Source organism: Dysgonomonas gadei ATCC BAA-286, assembly GCF_000213555.1.
GTDB classification, from domain to species: domain Bacteria; phylum Bacteroidota; class Bacteroidia; order Bacteroidales; family Dysgonomonadaceae; genus Dysgonomonas; species Dysgonomonas gadei.
Window position 1 is genome coordinate 193,756 of sequence record NZ_GL891981.1, and the last position, 16,593, is coordinate 210,348.

The 16,593-nt window shown below is 40.9% G+C and carries 14 protein-coding genes; 3 read left to right on the top strand and 11 right to left on the bottom strand.

The genetic code is table 11. From position 1 onward, the window contains the following. Positions 1-38 precede the first annotated feature (38 nt). The 3 genes from HMPREF9455_RS07475 to mutL all read left to right on the top strand — a co-directional run bounded on the left by HMPREF9455_RS07475 (position 39) and on the right by mutL (position 5,278). Positions 39-1,424, top strand: coding sequence for a peptidylprolyl isomerase (locus HMPREF9455_RS07475; RefSeq protein WP_006799033.1), 1,386 nt, complete (start codon positions 39-41; stop codon positions 1,422-1,424). Positions 1,425-1,469: 45 nt separating this feature from the next. Beyond that, positions 1,470-3,350 carry an OstA-like protein gene (locus HMPREF9455_RS07480; RefSeq protein ID WP_006799034.1) on the top strand — a complete coding sequence of 627 codons (1,881 nt, stop codon included), beginning with the start codon at positions 1,470-1,472 and terminating at the stop codon, positions 3,348-3,350. 86 nt (positions 3,351-3,436) lie between these two features. Further along, positions 3,437-5,278, top strand: coding sequence for a DNA mismatch repair endonuclease MutL (mutL, locus tag HMPREF9455_RS07485; RefSeq protein ID WP_044215697.1), 1,842 nt, complete (start codon positions 3,437-3,439; stop codon positions 5,276-5,278). Between the two features lie 12 nt (positions 5,279-5,290). Here the strand turns inward: mutL and HMPREF9455_RS07490 are convergent, their stop codons facing one another. The 11 genes from HMPREF9455_RS07490 to murD form a co-directional block, all read right to left on the bottom strand. Then, the gene (locus HMPREF9455_RS07490; RefSeq protein WP_044215700.1) at positions 5,291-6,049 is read right to left on the bottom strand and encodes a hypothetical protein; all 759 of its coding nucleotides are present in this window, start codon (positions 6,047-6,049) and stop codon (positions 5,291-5,293) included. Between the two features lie 2 nt (positions 6,050-6,051). After that, positions 6,052-6,534: a hypothetical protein gene (locus HMPREF9455_RS07495; RefSeq protein WP_006799037.1), complete on the bottom strand. Its 483-nt coding sequence runs from the start codon at positions 6,532-6,534 to the stop codon at positions 6,052-6,054. 101 nt (positions 6,535-6,635) lie between these two features. Further along, complete coding sequence (locus HMPREF9455_RS07500; protein ID WP_006799038.1) at positions 6,636-7,088, bottom strand: GatB/YqeY domain-containing protein; 453 nt, start codon at positions 7,086-7,088, stop codon at positions 6,636-6,638. Between the two features lie 66 nt (positions 7,089-7,154). Next, positions 7,155-8,447: a cell division protein FtsZ gene (gene ftsZ / locus HMPREF9455_RS07505; protein WP_006799039.1), complete on the bottom strand. Its 1,293-nt coding sequence runs from the start codon at positions 8,445-8,447 to the stop codon at positions 7,155-7,157. Positions 8,448-8,520: 73 nt separating this feature from the next. Beyond that, a complete protein-coding gene (ftsA, locus tag HMPREF9455_RS07510) occupies positions 8,521-9,852 on the bottom strand; it encodes a cell division protein FtsA (protein ID WP_006799040.1) in 1,332 nt (443 codons plus the stop codon). A 58-nt stretch (positions 9,853-9,910) separates the two neighbouring features. Next, positions 9,911-10,645, bottom strand: a complete 735-nt coding sequence (locus HMPREF9455_RS07515; RefSeq protein WP_006799041.1) for a cell division protein FtsQ/DivIB — start codon at positions 10,643-10,645, stop codon at positions 9,911-9,913. A gap of 2 nt (positions 10,646-10,647) precedes the next feature. Then, complete coding sequence (locus HMPREF9455_RS07520) at positions 10,648-11,469, bottom strand: glycoside hydrolase family 16 protein (RefSeq protein WP_006799042.1); 822 nt, start codon at positions 11,467-11,469, stop codon at positions 10,648-10,650. Then, the gene (murC, locus tag HMPREF9455_RS07525) at positions 11,466-12,839 is read right to left on the bottom strand and encodes a UDP-N-acetylmuramate--L-alanine ligase (RefSeq protein ID WP_006799043.1); all 1,374 of its coding nucleotides are present in this window, start codon (positions 12,837-12,839) and stop codon (positions 11,466-11,468) included. Before murC ends, HMPREF9455_RS07520 begins: the two co-directional genes overlap by 4 nt. Next, entirely contained in the window at positions 12,832-13,944 is a 1,113-nt protein-coding gene (gene murG / locus HMPREF9455_RS07530) for an undecaprenyldiphospho-muramoylpentapeptide beta-N-acetylglucosaminyltransferase (protein WP_006799044.1), read from the bottom strand. The genes murC and murG overlap by 8 nt, the downstream gene beginning before the upstream one ends. Continuing rightward, positions 13,941-15,191, bottom strand: coding sequence for an FtsW/RodA/SpoVE family cell cycle protein (locus HMPREF9455_RS07535; protein WP_006799045.1), 1,251 nt, complete (start codon positions 15,189-15,191; stop codon positions 13,941-13,943). The genes murG and HMPREF9455_RS07535 overlap by 4 nt, the downstream gene beginning before the upstream one ends. A 6-nt stretch (positions 15,192-15,197) precedes the next feature. After that, positions 15,198-16,532 carry a UDP-N-acetylmuramoyl-L-alanine--D-glutamate ligase gene (murD, locus tag HMPREF9455_RS07540; protein WP_006799046.1) on the bottom strand — a complete coding sequence of 445 codons (1,335 nt, stop codon included), beginning with the start codon at positions 16,530-16,532 and terminating at the stop codon, positions 15,198-15,200. Positions 16,533-16,593 lie beyond the last annotated feature (61 nt).

Here is a 16,593-nt window from a genome sequence, read left to right on the forward strand (position 1 = left end):
ATCACTATATTTACGCGATTTTTTAATTGAACATACAAATGGTAAAACAGGCCGGAAAATTTATTTTATTAGCAATACTATTAAGTTCGGGGCTTTTGTGTAAGGCTCAGGACAATATCATCGACCAGATAATCTGGGTAGTAGGAGACGAAGCTATACTAAAGTCGGATGTAGAAAAAGCCCGGCAGATGATGCTGTCGAGGGGCGAACGTATCGAAGGTGACCCATATTGCCTGATACCCGAACAGCTGGCTGTACAAAAACTGTTTCTCGACCAGGCCAAGATAGACAGTATAGATGTGCCTACAGCAGAGGTGTCCAGAGGAGTAACCCGTCAGGAAAACATGGTTATTGCTAATCTGGGTTCCAAAGAAAAAGTAGAAGAATATCTTCAGGCTTCGATGAGCCAGTTGCGCGAAGAATGGAGAGAAGAAATCCGCAACGGCTATCTGGTATCGGAAGTCAAGAAAAAACTGGTAGGAAAAAAGAGTAGCCTGACTCCGTCGGAGGTAAGAAGGTACTATGCCCAATTGCCACAGGATAGCTTACCATATATACCCACTACCGTAGAAGTACAGATAATCACAAATGAACCGATAGTTCCTCTGGCTGAAATAGATAAAGTAAAAGAACGCCTTAGAGATTTTACCAACAGGGTAAATGCAGGGGAAAGCTTCTCCACACTGGCTATTATGTACTCCGAAGATGGTTCTGCCCAGAACGGAGGAGAAACCGGATTCAGCGGACGTGCCAGTTGGGTTACGGAATTCTCCAATATGGCTTTTTCGCTGAACGATCCTAAAAAAGTATCCAATATAGTAGAGACCGAATATGGATTCCATATTATCCAGTTGATCGAACGCAGAGGTGACCTGATAAACGTGCGTCATATTCTGCTTCGTCCGAAAGTGCCGGAAGCTGAATTCGAAAAAGCAATTGCCAAAATGGATTCCATCACCAAGGATATAAAACAAAACAAATTTACATTCGAAGATGCAACGGTGCTATCATTCGACAAAGACACCCGAAAGAATAACGGATTAATGGTTAACCGTAAGGAAAGTGCAAACTATGGCACACCACGCTTCCTGAAAGAAGAACTTCCTCCGGCTGTAGCTATCGCTGTGGATAAGTTGAAAGTAGGAGAAGTATCGGCTCCGTTCAGAATGAAGACAGATAACGGGAAAGAAGTAGTAGCCATCGTAAAACTCAGAAGCCGTACCGAAGGACATGTAGCTAATGTATCCGATGACTATCAGGCCCTGAAAGAAATAGTAGAAGCGCATAAACAAGAGGATATACTTCGTAAATGGCTCCAAACTAAAATCAAGGGTACATACGTTTTCATAGATGAAAACTGGCGGAATTGCGATTTCCAATATTCAGGATGGCTCAAAGACGATACTACTAATAAGGTTAAATAAACCTATATTAAATAAAACGTGTTCAATAAACTTATAAAATATGCGATGCAAAGGCATAGAATACCTCTGGTGAGTGTTCTGTGCCTCATTGCTCTTTATGCTTCGGCCCAGTCGATACTGTCGCCACAGGTGAAACCGGATATTACACAGGTTCCCAAAAAACCACAGGACCCTGTGAAACAGCAGTCCGCAAGCAAAGGTGGAGTAAAAGTAATTGAGTTGGTCAATTCGAAAAGACTGATAAGACGGCCTGATTTTGAGCCGCAAATATTAAAAGACAGTGTTATATTCTTGCACGACGGAGCTTATCTCTACTGCGACAGTGCTTATTGGGATGAGAAGCAGAATTCTTTCGAAGCTTTCAGTAATGTCCGTATGGAACAAGGAGATACCCTGTTCCTGAACGGAAGATATATGCATTATGACGGGAATACGAAGTTGGTAAAGGTTCGCGAGAATGTTAATCTGGAACATTCCCCTAAAAGCAAAAGAAACCCGATAACATTGTTTACCGACAGTCTTAATTATGACCGGACTCTGAATCTCGGTTATTATTTCGACGGCGGTATGCTTGTAGATTCACTCAACGAATTGACTTCTTTCTGGGGACAATATGAACCCAATATCCGCATTGCCACATTTAAGGATAGCGTAATCTTGAAGAATCCGAATTTCACGCTTTATTCGGATAAGTTGAAATATAATACGAACGAAAAGATAGCTATCTTCACTACTCCGACCGAAATAGTATCCGACAGCGGAGTTATCTATACGAGCAACGGATGGTACAATACTGAGACCGAGAAATCACTCCTTCTCGATCAGTCGACAGTAATGAATAAAGAAGGAAACCGCTATCTGAGAGGTGATTCTATCTATTATTATAAGACACTGGGCTATGGCGAAGTATTCGGTAATATGTTTTTACAGGATACTGTAAAGAAAATAATTCTTATTGGTAATTACGGTTATTATAATGAACTAAACAATTCGGCATTAGCTACCGATTCCGCTTATTGTATCGAATATTCGCAAGGAGACAGCCTGTATATACATGCCGACACGCTAAAATTACTGACTATTATAGACAGTACCCATATTCCTAAAATCAAACCAGTAACGGCAGATTCTCTGATAAAGACCGAACCTCTGATTCTGGACTCTCTGGCCAGGGATTCTTTGCACATCATCGACCGATTCCAAAACGATTCGGCACGGGTAGACATGGGACTTCCGGCAGATACAATGCCGCTTTATACAACCTCTGCATTACATGCTGTGGATACCACAAAAAAGGAGTTCCGTATGATAAAGGCCTATTATGGGGTAAGGTTTTATCGTTCCGATATGCAAGGTGTATGTGATTCCCTGCAATTCAACTCCAAGGATTCTATTATCCATATGTATCGCGACCCTATATTGTGGAATACCAACAGGCAGCTGTCGGGTGATACGATAGATATCTTTATGAATGACAGTACTATAGATCGGATGCATGTAAAGCAGTATAGTTTCTCTATCGAAGAAAAAGATTCTATACACTTCAATCAGCTGAAAAGCCGTTCGATGAAGATTTTTTTCGAAAATAAGAAGGTAAAACGAGTCTTGGCCGAAGGAAATGTAGAAACAATCGCCTATCCGGAAGAACGGGACGGTACACTAAACGGTGTCCTCAATTGGCTGGAAGGTAGTTATCTGCAGATTTTTATGAATGACGGCCAGTTCGAAAAGTTAGTCGTGTGGCCTAAGCCTGTAGGAAAAACAACCCCTTTCCATTTGATAACTCCTGAACAATTAAGGCTGAAAGACTTTTACTGGTACGATTATATAAGACCTCTGGATAAAGACGATATATTCAGGAAAGCGCCGAAAAAAGCCGGGGATGTACGCCCTAAACGTCCGGCAGTCTTTGACAGAGAAGAATAAAGACCATTATAAGTTATAAATTACGAATTATAATAAGTAGTTAATTGTTGACTGCTAACTGTTGACTGTTGACTGACATACAGGATATGAGCGATATAATACATCTTTTACCCGATTCTATAGCCAATCAGATTGCCGCGGGAGAGGTCATTCAACGACCTTCATCCGTAGTAAAAGAACTGGTCGAAAATGCTATTGATGCAGGGGCCGACACTATACAACTTATCATCAAGGATGCCGGACGTACATTAGTTCAGGTCATCGACAACGGTAAAGGCATGTCCGCCACCGATGTGCGCATGGCTTTTGAACGTCACGCAACTTCGAAAATAAGGTCGGCTGATGATCTTTTTGCCTTGCATACAATGGGATTCCGCGGAGAGGCATTGCCTTCTATTGCCGCTATTGCGCAGGTAGAAGTAAAGACCCGCAGGGAAGAGGACGAACTGGGCACTTTACTCCAGATTTCGGGTTCGAAAGTTGAAACTCAGGAATGCATCGCCTGTCCCAAAGGGAGTAATTTTTCGGTAAAGAATATCTTTTTCAATGTACCTGCCCGCCGTAAGTTCCTTAAATCGAATGATACCGAACGGAGGAATATACTTACCGAGCTGGAACGGATAGTATTGGTTAATCCCGGAATAGAATTTTCTTTCACCGACAACGATATTGAAGCTCTCCGGTATCCTGCATGCAATCTGCGTCAGCGAGTTGTAAATGTGGTGGGAAAGAATTTCAACCAGCAACTGATATCCATCGATATAGATACTTCTCTGGTAAAGATAAAAGGATTTGTGGGCAAACCCGAATCGGCCCGCAAAACAAGAGCTTTGCAGTATTTCTTTGTGAATGGGCGATATATGCGCCATCCGTATTTCAACAAGGCCGTGACAGCCGCTTTCGAACCGTTAATCCCATCGGGCGAAAATCCGAATTATTTCATTTATTTCGATGTTGAGCCGGACACTATCGATGTAAATATACATCCGACTAAAACCGAAATAAAATTCGAGAATGAACAGCCCATCTGGCAGATACTATCGGCAGCGGTAAAAGAAGCATTAGGTAAGTTCAATGAGGTGCCTACTATCGACTTTGATACAACGGATGCAATAGACATACCTATTCACGACCCGTCGAAGAATGTAAGCCAGCCACGTGTGAATATAAACCCATCATACAACCCTTTCAAAAGTCCGGTCTCAAACTCAGGTTATCAGCGTCAGAATGTAGACTGGGAAAAATTCTATGAAGGATTTGAAAAAGATAAGGGTAGTTCGAACTTAGATATAGAGCCGGATACGGATGTGAATATATTCGGCCATTCGTCCGATCCGGGGATGAATACCTCTTCTGTAAGCACCGAGATGGTAGTCCATTACCAATATAAGAATAAATACATACTTACATCTGTAAAATCGGGACTGATGCTCATAGACCAGCACCGGGCACATGTACGTATCCTGTTTGACCAGTTTATCGCTCAGATTCGTCAAAAGAGAGGTATCTCGCAGCGAGCTTTATTTCCCGATATAATAGAGTTGTCGCCTTCCGAAGCGGCGATGATCCCTTATCTGATGGATGATCTGGAAGCTGTAGGATTCGATTTGAGCCATCTTGGCAACAATGCCTATGCAATAAACGGAACACCTTCCGAAATCACGAACGTAGATCCTGTGCAGCTTGTACATAATATGATAAGCCGGAGTGTAGACAGCGGAAGCGATGTAAAAGAAGAAATACAGGAATCCCTTGCCTTGTCGATGGCCAATGCGGCATCTATCCCTTATGGGCATAAATTATCCGACGAGGAGATGAATAAAATTGTAGACCAACTGTTTGCATCCCCTGCGCATAAGCATACTCCCGATGGTAAGACAATCATCTCATTACTCGAAGATGATGTGATAGAGAAAATGTTCCGGTAATAAAGAGCATTTCTATTTCCCCCATCCAAAAGACATGCCCAGACTGACGCCTAAAGAATGCATATTCTTCCCTTTTATTTCTATTTCGTCCACGACTGAGCCATCATAGTTGTCTGTAGTTACTGCTTTGAATTTGGGTTTAGTCAATCGAAGACGGTAGTTTATCCCCAGTGTAAGACTGGTTGTATTGGTTAATTTATAAGAGGATGTAAGTTGAAGTGCTGTTATTATATTCTTGTCGGATACAAAATTATCATCATCAGGATGCCATATATATCTTACATTATACTTTGTATTTGTATCATGTTCTTTCACCGTGTAGCTTGCTGATGGAACATACATATCCTCCAAGCCAAAACCCAGATGAGGAACAAGGTCAAATTTTTTGAACCTGAATTTGTAGAATGCACCAATAGTCAGTTTGGCACCGGGATTACCGTCATTTTCGCTAAAATGATCACTACTGAGATAATAAGAATTAAGATCAAACTCATTGAGGTAATTAGCGCTCTTATGATTCTTATTGTAAGAATACAACGAGACCGAAAGATCGGAATAAACCCCTATATTTCGGGATATGAGAAAATTTATTCTGCTTTTCAAATCTGTCGACCTGTTTTTCCTTAATCCTTTATTAATATCCGGATTATCGAACCACTGATTTAAGCCGAAAATTTGTTCCACTTCAAAATCCAACCAAAATTTCTTTTCCTGTGCATGGCTACCCGAGAACATAATCAGGGGCACGATAAAAAATAGCATTCTCTTCATTATCAATATAATTCTATCGGATTGGTACTGGCTTCAAAAATCTTATCTTCATTATCGGTCACCACAACCTTGAAGATGTATGTATCGGCAGGAATTGATTTCCTCAAAACAAAAGCATGGCTATATGGTTTCGGACCAAAAATTATTTTGGAAAATAGTTTGGAAATTTCGCTTCCGGCAGGATATTCTGTACCTATATCGACATTGCAGTATATCCGTTCCGATTTGATACTGCCTGTTATATTGTAATAATAATCCGCGTGAGTGTACTCATCTTCTTCCAGATAGCTGATAGCGATTATATAAGCCTCTTTCTTTATCGGCTCATCTGATACTATTGGATTTTTACCCTCATTATTTACATTATAAATTTCTATGCCGATCAGTTTGGGCGGTATAGTTTCCTCTGCATCTTTTTCGTCGCATTTCATTGCTATGTTCAATATGAATACTATAGAAATGAGCAGGTATAATTTCAATTTCATAGTTAATACATTTTTAGATTAGGCTAAGTATTATATAAAACGAAAAAGCAGAATGTTTATTACACCCTGCTCTTAAATTATATAGATTATCTTCGTCTATTTTATTTGCTCAATAGCTTCTTCACCGTCTCCGAAATGGCTTTACCTGCTGCAACTCCGGCTAACGCCTTTGTAGCCACACCCATTACTTTGCCCATATCGGCAGGTGAAGTTGCCCCAACCTGAGCGATGATTTCACCGATTTTAGCATCCAATTCGTCTTGCGATAGTTGTTTCGGAAGAAAAGCTTCTATCACAGCCAATTCTGCCAATTCGTTTTCAGCAAGATCTGCGCGATTCTGAGTTGTATAAATAGCAGCACTGTCGCGGCGTTGCTTTGCCATCTTTTGAAGTATTTGGATAGCCGCCTCGTCGGAAAGCTCGTCATTAGCCCCTTTTGCAGTTTTTGCCTCTATGAATTCTTTTTTAATTCCACGCAGTGCTTCCAGTCTTACTTTATCTTTCGCACGCATTGCATCTTTTATTCCTTCACTAACTTGATCGAATAAGTTCATGGTTATATGTTTTTTATTATATTGTTTTATTAAGTAACAGAAAGAGTCAAATGTAACACTATCGAATCAGAATAGTTCCCCCGGTTTCTTTGCTTCGGGCTTATATTCTCCCGGATTAAATTTATCGTCACGTTTAAATACCGGAGTATTTTCCAGCGCATCCACAATACGGTCATTATCCAGTTCTTCTGTAGATAAGATAATAGGCTTGGGGGTGAAGAAAGATGTTCTCACCGCCATTGTCTGCACCCCGTCTTTACCGTAGTGCTTTTCTATCATCTCGTTGATACGGCGTTTTTCTTCTTCCTCTGTCCTGATGCGTTCTTCTTCGAGTATTTCCTCCTCTTCTGTCATTTCGCGGTAATGCTCATCTATACCCGGAATACTGGACATACCAAATCCTGTGGCAAGAAGAGTTATCTTCACTTTTTCTCCCAGTTTCTTATCAGTAGCTGTACCCCAGATAACTTCGATTTCTGGGCCGAAGCGTTTCATAAAATTAGCTACAGCTTCCATTTCTTCAACAATGAGAGGATTTTCATCGCTTGAATATATATTAAATAATATTTTCTTAGCATCGAACACATCATTGTTATTCAACAACGGAGAGTGAAGCGCATTTACAATCGCATCTTCCACACGGCTTTCTCCTTCACCGTATCCGCTACTCATAATGGCCACCCCGCCGTCTTTGAGGATTGTTTTCACATCGGCAAAGTCAAGATTGATATGGCCATGTACCGTGATTATTTCCGCGATTCCTTTTGCCGCGATAGTCAATGTATCATCCGCTTTTGCAAAGGCATTCGGAATAGTAAGGTCGGCATAAATATCTATCAGACGCTCATTGTTGATAACCAGCAATGCGTCTACATTCTTCGCTATATCTTCGACTCCGCGCAAAGCCTGTATTATCTTTTTACGGCCTTCGAAAACAAACGGAATAGTCACAATCCCTACTGTAAGGATTCCCATATCTTTCGCAATACGCGCCACTACAGGTGCTGCTCCCGTACCTGTACCACCTCCCATTCCGGCCGTGATAAAGGCCATTCTGGTACCGTCGTTAAGCAGTCTTTCCAAATCGTCGCGACTTTCTTCCGCCGCAGCTTTGGCTACTTCCGGACGGTTACCCGCTCCAAGGCCTTCCGTTGTTTTCCGTCCCAACTGGACACGGGTTTCCACAGGTGATTCGCAAAGAGCTTGATTATCTGTGTTACACAATGCAAACGACACATCGTGTATTCCTTCGTTGTACATATGATTCACGGCGTTACCACCGCCACCTCCTACACCAATTACTTTTATTATAGTCTGGGTTTTCTTTGGAAACTGGAAATCAAGTATTTTTTCATCCATATTTTAGAGGTTGTTTATTTTTAGCTGTTGACTTTTAGCTGATAGCTTATATTTATTTTACTTATTACTGCATTTACTCTTCGTCGTTGAACATTGTTCCTCCGAAGTTCTGTATTTTTTCAAAAAAGCCAAACAAAGTTGTTTGTTTGCCGTCTTTTTGTTTCTTGTGCTTTTTGTTTTTCTTTGTATCTTCCTCCGGTTCTTCTTCCTCTTCAACAGGAGGGGTAGGGGGCGGAGTAGGAGCAATTACAGGTTCTACCTTAGGTATCACAACTTCTTTCTTCTCACAATTTTCATTGGCAAAAAGCAACAGACTCAAGGCCTGTGTATATAAAGGATTCTGAAGTAATTCAGCTGCATTGTTTATGTATACGCGTTTTGCTACTGCACGTTTTACCGGAAGTTGAGATTTTTCGGCAAGGTAATCGACCAGGCCGTTCATCTGAGACGCTCCACCTATCATGATAATACCTGCATCCAGTTCATCTGAATACCCCGATAATTTTATCTGATTGATAACATTCAGTATAATTTCATCCTGACGAAGTTGTATCACTTTGTTCAGTTCTCTTAGATCTACATCGGGAGAAACGTCTGCGGCAGCCTTATTCTTCTCTTTTCCTAATTTTCCGTAGCGGATTTTGTAGGTCTCTGCAGATTCGAAAACGAAGCCAAGTTCCTGTACATCTTTTGTTATAGTACGCCCGCCAAATGGTATGACTGACATGAACCGCAACAAACCCCCTTTGTATATGGAAAGAGTTGTAGTACTTGCCCCAAAATCCACAAGGGCGCATCCCGCCTGCCTGTCATGTTCGTCAAGTACCAGCGCTCCGGCAGCAACAGGTCCTACTATGTAGCCTGCAATTTCTATCTGGGCTTTCTCGGTTATACTTTTTGCCAGATTGGTCTTTATATTCGGGCGGCCTATAACCAGACGGTAATGGCCTTCGAGAGTGGAACCTGTTTTATCTATCGGGTCTTCCTCATAATTTCCGTCCAGATAGTATTCGGGAGCAAGAACACTATAGTTAGTAAAAAACTCAGGCTTATTGAGTTTCGCCTGTTGTTCCAGATTGTCCAACAAAGCAAAAGTGATAGGCGTTGTTCCATCCAATAATTTGGTTTCCTTATGCTCTATTGCCCGAAGTGATTTTCCGGCAACCGACACATACGCCTTTCCTATTTTCTTACCTGTTTTGTTTTCGAGCAAGTTGATAAGTTTCTTAATCTTACCTGCCGCTTCGTCTATATTGTATATTACACCGTATTTTACACACGAATCGGAAGGAATACTTTCCGATGCAAGAATGGAAATCACTCCCTGCTCGTTCTTACGACCTACTACTCCAATTATCTTGGATGTACCTAAGTCGATGCCTACTATAAATCCTGATTGCTCCATATAATTCCTATCTTTATAAACCGGTTTGGATAAAACCGGTAAAATATCTATTCTTCATTTAACGTTTTGTACAGACAACTTGTTTGTCAAATTTCAAATTAATAACGGAATACTTGTTCCATCCCGTTTCGTTAAGCCCGTTTTCATAAAAAGCTAGCAATTTATCCAACCTTTCCTTATATCCGTATAGGTTTCCCAAGATAATCTGGTGATCGCCTACACGGGGTATTAATTTTATATCCTGATTAGGCAGGACTACAATTTGCTCAATTTGTGCGTTCCAGAACTTATCATTATGCAAAAATAGTGCAAATTTGTATAAGTCGGTCTTTGCGAAGTCTTCTTTTATTGCTCCGGTGGCAATAGGCAGATATGCGGTGAAACGTCTCGACAGAGGCATCTTGCGGCCTTCATTGTCAATATAGTAATTTTCTCCTGTGCCGGACATAACTCTCAGTACAGGTTTACGTTCTTCTATGGACACTTTTATAGCCCCGTTATTGGTAACAAATACATCAGCCTTTTTCACAAGTTGATTTGTCAATATAGCCTCTTCTATTGCGTTTGTGTTGATATCTTTTATTTGTTTACCTGTCGGATCCAGCCCCTTTTCTTTTATATATTGGGCTATATCTTCTGTATCTACAAACTGCTCGTCATCAGTACCGTTCTTTACCTCGACCTCAAACTTGGAACACACGCCATCCTTTGGTTTTCCCTGAAAGTAGAAAACCGAGAAAATGAGATAGCCTGCAAGCAGGCAAATCCCAATGATGACTAATACTTTTTTCATAACTACTGTATCTTTCTGTACCCCCTTATGTAATCTATTGTAAACTCTTTCGGATAAATCAGATCCGAACCGATTTTTTCTTTCCCCGTAGGAAGTTCGTATATATTCAACATGAACTGCATTGGATATGCAGGTGATTGCTTTATCGACCTGATCAGTTTATTGTCAATATAAAAATCCACTTTCTCAGGACCCCAATCTGCTGCATAAATATGAAACTGTGTGACATCCATATTGAAACGTTCTTCGTGAAAAGCTTCTTCCAAAGCCGGATCATTAAATCTATGTATCCCATATCCAATAATTGAGGACTCTTTTTCGACATTGCAACCTTTTATCTCAACAATACATATTTCTGCCGATTGCTCAGGTTGCTCTTCATATCCTATCATCCAAAATGCAGCTACATTTGAAACTGTATCCGGAACTTTTGCCCTGATTTCGAAGTAACCGTATTGGGGCAAATATTTTTTATGACTGATTTGCTCTTCCCTTACAATACATTTTTCATTAAACTTATGCTGTCCCTTATCTGTTCCCAGAGGACCGGCATATAGTCCGGTTTGCAAAGATGAGCACTTTACCTCACCATTAAACTCAGGGCACCATGGTTGCTGGTCGTCTGTTATTTCCAATACAAGGTTACCATCACTAAAATGATAATTAGGTCGGGACTTCTCTCTCGAACTCCACTGAGGTAGATAACAAGGAATCCAATTATCTGTATTTAAAACACTCAATTCAAATTCATCCTGAAATTCAAGAGTATGTCCCTGCTTTTCTATCGGATTAGGAGGAAAGCCATATGAAGATGTTTTATTCATAAATATTCCTTCTCCAATATATCTTTTATCGGTTTCAGTAACTGGTCGATATCTCCTGCTCCCATAGTGAGCAGAACCTCTATATTATCCTTATTTTCCAATAAAGGTAATAATTCCTCTTTGTTGCACAATGTTTTAGGACACGTGACTTTATCGAAAATAATCTTCGAGGTCACACCCTCTATCGGTTTTTCTCTTGCCGGATAAATATCCAGCAGGATTAATTCATCCAATAGAGACAGGCTTCTCGCAAATTCAGGAGCAAAATCCCGAGTCCGTGTATATAGATGCGGCTGAAAGATACCAGTCAGTTTGCGGTTCGGGTATAGTTCCTTGACAGATGTTATGCTTGCGGCCAGTTCTTCCGGATGGTGCGCATAATCATCTATCATCACTATCTTATCCGTTTTTAGCAAGAAATCGAAGCGGCGCTTTGCTCCCATAAAGGTAGCCATGCCATGCCGTAATTCTTCCGCGGTGACTCCGTTAAGCCAGGCAAGAGCCATGGAGCCAATGCCGTTTTCTATATTTATTTTTACCGGTACACCGAGCTGTATGTTATCAATCGTTTCCTTTGGTGTAACAAAATCGAAACTAATTTCACCATTTCCTATTTTTATATTCTGTGCATGGAAATCTCCTTTGTCCATCGAATAAGTATATATCCGTACATCTTTTCCTGTTTTTGGCGAAAGCTTTATATTATGTTTCATTACCAATGCCCCTCCGGGCTGGATAAGGCTTGTAAACTTCTCAAAGCTTTTCAGATATTCTTCTTCCGTACCATATATATCCAGATGGTCAGGATCGACAGAAGTTATCAGTGCCATATAAGGATGTAGCCAATGGAAAGAACGGTCGTACTCATCTGCTTCCACCACTGTGAATTCGCTTTTATCGGAAAGCATCAGGTTACTGCCGTAATTTTTCAATATACCACCCAGAAAAGCATTACAATCGAGATGCGACTGTTTAAGAATGTGTGCCAGCATACTGGATGTTGTAGTCTTCCCATGTGTGCCTGCACAACAGAGAGCTTTACTCGATTTTGTAATTATGCCTAATACCTGCGCCCTTTTCTGTATAGTAAATCCGTTCTGGTGAAAATACCTGACTTCTTCATTCTCAGCCGGTACGGCAGGTGTATATACAACCAGTGTACTTTCCTTATCTTTGCAATAATCCGGTATAAGCTTTATATCATCAGTATAATGGATTTCAGCACCTTCGGTTACCAGATCTTTTGTTAGAGGTGTTTCGGTCCGGTCATATCCGGCAACCTTTTTGCCTTTCGACATAAAGTAACGGGCTAGATTGCTCATCCCTATACCGCCTATTCCTATAAAATATATAGATTGTATATTATTCATTTTCCTTTACCAATTTAATAACCTCATCCACAATACGGTTGGCAGAATCGGGTTGTGCCATTTTCAGAATATTCTCTGATAAAATTTTAAGTTTTTCTTTATTCTGTATTACGTCTAATGCCACAGGTACAAGTTTTTCGATCGCTTCATCATCCCTGACCAGAATAGCCGCATTTTTGTTTACCAGCGCCATCGCATTCTTTGTCTGATGATCTTCCGATACATTCGGCGAAGGTACTAATATCACAGGCTTTCCGAGCAGGCTAAGTTCGGAGATAGAGCTTGCCCCCGCACGGGAAATAACCAGATCAGCAGCTTTATAGGCTAAATCCATCCGCGATATAAATTCATAGATATGTATATTTTCAGGGTTGCCTTTACCGGATAAATCCATATTCATTTCGAATGAATAGAGCTTTCCGCATTGCCAAAGCAATTGTACATCAGACTTTGCCAGTTCATCAATTCCCGACAGAATACTTTTATTCATCATTCTCGAACCTAAACTTCCACCTATGAGCAGGATTGTTTTTTTGTCCGGATCGAGATTAAATTCCTTATCTGCTTCCTCCTTGGTAATAGTAGGAGATAGTAACTCCTGACGGCATGGATTGCCTGTCATTACTATTTTGCTTTCAGGAAAGAAATGTTCCATCCCTTCATATGCAACACATACTACAGAAGCCTTCTTTGACAAGAATTTATTTGTAACCCCGGCATAGGAATTCTGTTCCTGGATAAGTGTCGGTATTTTCAACGCATTCGCTTTGTATAGCACCGGACCACTCGCATAGCCCCCCACACCTATTACGACATCGGGCCGGAAATCCTTGAGTATCCGTTTCGCTTTTATTAAGCTCTTCTGGAATTTCAATACGGTAGATATATTCTTAAAGATATTTTTTCTGTTAAGACCAGATATTTCCAGACCGATAATTTCATATCCGGCTGCAGGGACTTTCTCCATTTCCATACGCCCGGTCGCTCCTACAAAGAGGATTTCAGCATCAGGGTAACGCTCTTTTATCGTATTGGCGATAGCTATAGCAGGGAATATATGCCCTCCTGTGCCTCCACCGCTTATTATTACTTTTAGCTGTTTCATATTCTATTTGCTTCATCAAAAGTTTCAAAATCCACATTCGCAATGCTTTCGTCTACATCTTCATGATCTGAATCGTTCAGTTTCGAAGAACAAGCCAAAATAATCCCGAAATAAGCGCAAGTAATAATGGTAGAAGTTCCTCCCCGGCTGACCAATGGTAATGGCTGCCCTGTTACGGGTATAAGATTGACTGCAACGGCCATATTAGCCAAAGCCTGTATCGTAAGTATAAGTCCTGCCCCCAGAATGAGGTAGCGGGGAAATTTCTTTTCGCATTTCGATGCAAGTACCCCACACCGGATCATTAATGCGACATATAAAAGTAGTACAAATAATCCACCGAGCAAACCCATTTCTTCGAGAACAATCGCAAAAATGAAATCGGAATATGCCTGTGGCAGAAAATCCCGCTCTACACCACTGCCGGGAAGCCCGATAACGCCTCCGTTTGCAATCGCTATTTTAGCATGCGACACCTGATAATTGTCGTCTGTGATTTTATAGGCAATTGTCCCGTCTTCTTTTCTATCGTGGATAGAGGTTCCTTCCTGTTCACCGGAGTGTCTTTCTATACGGTTTTTCCATGTGGTAAGACGATCAGGGAAGTAGTCCTTAACAACTTTATCGGGTAATAAAGTTATACAAAGCAACACAAGTCCGACCAAAGCCGCACCGCTTAGACCAACCTTCAACAACCGTTTAAATTTCACCTGTCCAATCCATAACATCATTACAGATACACCAAAGAGAAGGCATGCTGTGGATAAGTTTTCAGGTGCAATCAATGCACAGATTGCACCTATTCCGATAATCAATGTTTTAAAAATCCAACTTTCATTTTCGGGCTTCATTTTACTCAAAAAGAAGGCTATAAAGCCGATAGCCGATATCTTTGCAAACTCAGATGGTTGTATCGTAAAGGCACCTACCCCCAGCCAACGTTGCGCACCATTCACATCCTGCCCCATAAACATGGTGAAAATAAGCAGTATGGCCGAAATGGGCAGTCCCAATAATAGAGTAGAGAAGAAGCGGGTAGGCACCCTTTGCAGGAACATAACCACAGCAAACCCGATCAGCAAGAATGCTGCATGACGGAGTATAGGCGCCCAGTGACTCTGCTGACGGTAGGCGATTGTACTTGTAGCACTAAATACTTCAAGCAAAGAGATAATACACAATGCAATGAATATGCACCATATAACTTTATCTCCTTTAAACGCCCTTCCTAAAAAATTGAATTCCATATCTAATTACAATTTTCTGACATATTCTTTAAATTGATCACCCCTGTCTTCGTAATTCTTAAAGAGGTCGAAACTGGCACAGCAGGGTGATAGCAATACTGTATCTCCCTCTTCTGCCAATGCATAAGATTTTTCTACAGCTTCTTTCATGGATGATGCATCTGCTATGTTCTTTACTTTACCATCAAAGAACTTATGCAGTTTGCTATTGTCCACACCCAGAAATACAAGGGCGCGCGCTTTGTCCTTTACCAACTGTTCTATCTCGGTATAATCATTACCTTTATCCGTTCCCCCAAGTATCAAAACTACTTTTGTTTTCATACTCTGCAAAGCATACCAGCATGAATTCACATTGGTAGCCTTAGAGTCATTGATAAACTGAATGCCTTTTACTTTAGCTACCTTTTCGAGACGATGCTCTACCCCCTGAAAGTCGCTGAGTGAATGACGAAGATTGTCGTCGGTTATATCCAGCAACTTAGCGGCAATACCCGATGCTAATGAGTTGTACAGATTGTGCGTGCCTTCCAGAGCTAATAAATCCTGTTCCATAATAAAAGCGGAATTAGGAGTGTTAATATCTATTTCATGATCATTCAGGTAAGCGATTGCATTGCCAACCTTGTGTTCGGCGAATGTATATTGTTTACCTTTAGATACCAGTTTCTTAATTTCTTTACTTACAATAGGGTCTTCCTCCCAGAATATGAATGCATCGGCTTCGGTCTGGTTCTGTACAATACGCATCTTAGCATCTATATATTTCTGTATATCATGGTCGTATCTGTCCAGATGGTCAGGCGTGATATTCAGTAAGATGGCGATATCAGCTTTGAAAGAATACATGTTTTCGAGTTGGAAACTACTTAGTTCCAATACATAATAATCATAGTTTTCTTCCGCGACCTGACGGGCAAAACTTCTACCGATATTTCCTCCCAGTCCTACATTCAGCCCCGCCGATTTCAGTATATGGTATATCAGGCTGGTTGTGGTCGTTTTACCATTACTGCCTGTAATACAAATCATTTTAGCAGTCGTGTAACGTTTGGCAAATTCCATTTCGGAGAGAATGGGAATACCTTTTTCTATAGCCTTATGAACAAGAGGAGCATAATTAGGAATACCCGGACTTTTTATAATTTCGGTTGCAGCAAGTACAAGTTCTTCTGTGTGTCCTTTTTCTTCATAAGGAATACCGTATTGCTCCAGTTCCGCTTTATACTTGTCCTGCAAAGGGCCGTTATCCGACAAAAAAACATCGAATCCTTTTGCTTGCGCAAGTATGGCCGAACCAACTCCGCTTTCGCCACCTCCCAGTATGATAATTTTGTTCATCTGTTTTTTTATTTCAAGATTTGAAGATTTCAAGTTTCAGGATTTTTATTCAAGACTTAAT